Annotated in this window: 6 protein-coding genes; all 6 read left to right on the forward strand. The window is 37.1% G+C overall.

Annotation, left to right across the window (positions count from 1 at the left end; translation table 11 throughout):
• A partial coding sequence (ybeY, locus tag RQ907_RS08025) for an rRNA maturation RNase YbeY (RefSeq protein ID WP_311492851.1) occupies nucleotides 1–447 on the forward strand: 447 nt, incomplete at its 5' end.
• Between the two features lie 4 nt (nucleotides 448–451).
• Nucleotides 452–1,258 carry a diacylglycerol kinase gene (locus RQ907_RS08030; RefSeq protein ID WP_311492852.1) on the forward strand — a complete coding sequence of 269 codons (807 nt, stop codon included), beginning with the start codon at nucleotides 452–454 and terminating at the stop codon, nucleotides 1,256–1,258.
• Nucleotides 1,255–1,650 carry a cytidine deaminase gene (gene cdd / locus RQ907_RS08035; RefSeq protein ID WP_311492853.1) on the forward strand — a complete coding sequence of 132 codons (396 nt, stop codon included), beginning with the start codon at nucleotides 1,255–1,257 and terminating at the stop codon, nucleotides 1,648–1,650. The genes RQ907_RS08030 and cdd overlap by 4 nt, the downstream gene beginning before the upstream one ends.
• Entirely contained in the window at nucleotides 1,647–2,534 is an 888-nt protein-coding gene (gene era / locus RQ907_RS08040; RefSeq protein ID WP_311492854.1) for a GTPase Era, read from the forward strand. The genes cdd and era overlap by 4 nt, the downstream gene beginning before the upstream one ends.
• Nucleotides 2,515–3,291, forward strand: coding sequence for a DNA repair protein RecO (gene recO / locus RQ907_RS08045; RefSeq protein ID WP_311492855.1), 777 nt, complete (start codon nucleotides 2,515–2,517; stop codon nucleotides 3,289–3,291). The genes era and recO overlap by 20 nt, the downstream gene beginning before the upstream one ends.
• A partial coding sequence (locus tag RQ907_RS08050; RefSeq protein WP_311492856.1) for a glycine--tRNA ligase subunit alpha occupies nucleotides 3,281–3,702 on the forward strand: 422 nt, incomplete at its 3' end. The genes recO and RQ907_RS08050, both read left to right, overlap by 11 nt.

Consider the following 3,702-nt stretch of genomic DNA (forward strand, 5'->3'; position numbering starts at 1 on the left):
TTAGCCAATGATACAAACCAAGATTTAGACCTTGACCTCATAAGAGATAGGGCAGAAAAAACCATAGAAGAAGTCCTAAGGGTAGAAAATTTTACAGAAAATGCTGAAGTTTCCCTTTCTATAGTGGATATGGAAACCATCCACAGGCTCAACAAGGAATATAGGGATGTGGATAGGCCAACAGATGTTCTTTCATTTCCCATGGATGAAGAAGGCTATGATATGGAGGGAAATCCTATTTTCCTCCTTGGAGATATAGTGATTTGCCTAGACGTGGCAGAAACCCAAGCAAAAGATTTTGGCCACTCACTTGAAAGAGAGATGATGTATCTCATTTGCCATTCAACTCTACATCTTTTAGGCTATGACCATATAGAAGATGAGGACAAAAAAGAAATGAGAGCCAAAGAAAAAGAGGTTATGAAAAACCTAGGAGTTTTTAAATAGATTAATGGATAAAGACTACGACGACCTTAAAGAAAATTTAAAAAAGGAAATCCTTGAGGAACTCAAAAAGGGCGAGGGCGAGGACTTTAAGCCCCTTAAATTGACCCATGGGCAAAAATTCTTAAAGGGTTTTGATTATGCCTATGAGGGTCTGGTTTATGCTATTAACCACGAAAAAAATATGAAATTTCATATTTGGGCTTCAATCCTGGTCCTAATTGCATCTTTATTTTTCAACCTATCTAGGGTTGAAATGATGTTTTTAGTATTCTCCATTGCCTTTGTTATTGCCCTTGAGCTATTAAATACAGCCTTGGAAGAGGTTGTGGATCTTGCAAGTGGGGGCAAATATTCAAAATTAGCCAAGGCAGGCAAGGATGTATCAGCAGCTGCGACCTTTATTGCGGCCTTAAATGCAGGATTTGTTGGCTATCTCATATTTTTTGACAAGTTCTTAAATTTTTACGATTCAGTTATCCTAAAAATTGCTAGACGACCTTCACATTTAGCTTTGATTACTATTTCCTTAGTCATAATTTTGACGATTTTTCTTAAGGGAGTTTTTTATGAGGGCCACGGCACAGCCTTTAAGGGTGGTTTTGTTTCAGGTCATACATCGGTTGCCTTTTGCTTATCAACAATTGGCATTCTTTTAGTAGGAGAACCTCTGGTGAGGCTCCTTCTTGTGGTGCTTGCCCTTATAGTTGCAGAATCTAGATACGAAGCTGATATCCATTCAACAAGCGAAATCATAAGGGGAGCCATCCTTGGTACATCCATGGCCATGGCTATATTTGGGATATTTTCATGATAGAAATAAAAGAATTAATAAAAAAAGCCTTAGAGATTAAATCAAGAGCCTATGCTCCTTATTCAAATTTCCATGTGGCTTGTGTAGTTATGACCAAGTCTGGCAAGATTTTTGAGGGGATAAATATAGAAAATTCTGCCTATTCTCCAACACTTTGTGCAGAAAGAAATGCCTTATCTACAGCCATTACCCACGGGGAAAGAGAATTTGTCTACATAGTAATAACAGGCGATAGTGACTATACATATCCTTGCGGAGTTTGCAGGCAGTTTATAAGAGAATTTGCGGACTGCGACACGAGGATAGTTGTGGCAAAGGATTCTGAAAATTACAAGACTTATACCATTGACGAACTCTTGCCAGAAAGTTTTAGCAAAAAGGATTTAAAATGAAATCAGGATTTATATCGGTAGTTGGCAGGGCGAATGTTGGTAAATCAACTCTTATGGAAAAGATTCTAAAAGAGAAGATTTCCATTATTTCAAACAAGCCCCAAACTACCAGAGATAAGATAAATATAATATACAATGACGATGACAGCCAGCTTATTTTTATAGATACGCCAGGCATCCAAAAGCCAAGAAATGTCCTCCAAGAAAGGCTTTTAAGTTTTTCTAAGGATTCTCTAAACGAATCAGACGTCGTAACCTATGTGGTTGACGAATCTAAGGAAATTGGCAAGCTTGATCAGATGATAATTGACGAACTCAGAAAGGTAAGAGTTCCGATAATTCTTTTGATAAATAAAATTGACCTCTTAAGTGAAGAGGAAATCGAAGAAATAAAAAATCTCTACCAAGAAGTGGGACTTTTCAACAAGATTATTCCTATTTCTGCCTTGGATGATAAAAATATTGAGGTCTACATAGAGGGGGTAAAATCCTACCTAGATGAGGGGCCAGCCTACTATGATAGGGAAATGATTACAGACAGGACTGAGAGATTTGTTGTAGCTGAAATTATCAGGGAAAAGGCCCTAAGACTCTTGTCAGAAGAAGTTCCTCATGGTCTAGCAGTGAGGATTGATGATTTTAAACAAAGGGAAGATAAGAATTTGATTGATATAAGGGCGACAATTATTGTTGAAAAAAATTCCCACAAGCAGATTGTTATCGGCAAAAACGGTAAAATGATAAAGCAAATTGGTATTGACGCAAGAAGCGAGATAGAGACCTTTTTAGACTCAAAGGTCAATCTTCAGCTTTGGGTCAAGGTAGAAAAAGATTGGCGAAAGAAAGAAAAGTTGGTGGATAGGTTTGGCTACGGCAGACCTTAAGAACATCAGGGGCATAGTTCTCAGGGAATTTAAATACAAGGAATCTTCGAAAATTATCGAGGTTTTCACTGAATCTATGGGCAAGATTTCCATATCTTGCCAGGGCGTTTTAAAGAAAAATGCCAAAAACTTGGCTCTTACAACTAGGTTTATCCTAGCCTCCTTTGACCTATACAAGTCTGGCAAGGATTTTTATGGGCTCAGAGAGGGTCTCGTTTTAAATCCCTACTATAAATCAAATAAAAATTTTGATATAATATTATATAAATCTGCAATTTGCGATTTATTACTGAGGACAATTGATAACATCCAGATAGAAACGGTTTTTACCCTCCTTATAAAGAGTTTCGACGCCTTTGAAGAGGCAGAAAAAAATCAGGTGAATATATTTTTAGGATTTCTTCTTAAATATATTTCATTTTCAGGTTTTAAACCAAACTTTAAAACTTGTGGGATTTGTGGTAAAAATATAAGAGGAAAATACTTGTACTTTTCACCGGGCGAATCATCTGCGATTTGTGAAAAGTGCAAGGATGAGATTTTTGATAGGGTCTTTTTGACCTATGAAGAATTCGTATATTTCAACAAGCTTCTTTATACAAAATCTGAAGAACTTGAAGATATAAAATTGGTAGAATCTTACCCCAAAATTGGCAAAATAATAATAGACTATTGCCTAAAAAATTTAGACCTTGGAACCTATCCATCTATGGAATGGGTCAAAAAGGCACTCGAAAGGAATGTAAATGTACTTTGAAGATTTAATACTAAAACTAGAGGAGTATTGGAAAGACCAAGGCTGTTCGGTCATGATTCCATACGACATCGAAAAGGGTGCAGGAACTATGAACCCTCACACATTTTTAAGGGCCTTAGGTCCTGAACCATGGAAGGTTTGCTATGTTGAGCCATCCAGAAGACCTGCAGATGGTAGGTACGGAGAAAATCCAAACAGACTTTACCAACACCACCAGATGCAAATTTTGTTAAAACCAACCCCATCTAATATCCAAGACTTATATTTAAAATGTCTTGAAACTATAGGTATAGATCCAAAAAAACACGATATTAGGTTTGTTGAAGACAACTGGGAATCTCCAACCCTAGGTGCCTGGGGACTTGGTTGGGAAGTGTGGCTTGACGGTATGGAAATTACCCAATTTACATA

Origin of the sequence: uncultured Anaerococcus sp. (genome assembly GCF_963510575.1) — a bacterium.
Taxonomy (GTDB): Bacteria; Bacillota; Clostridia; order Tissierellales; family Peptoniphilaceae; genus Anaerococcus.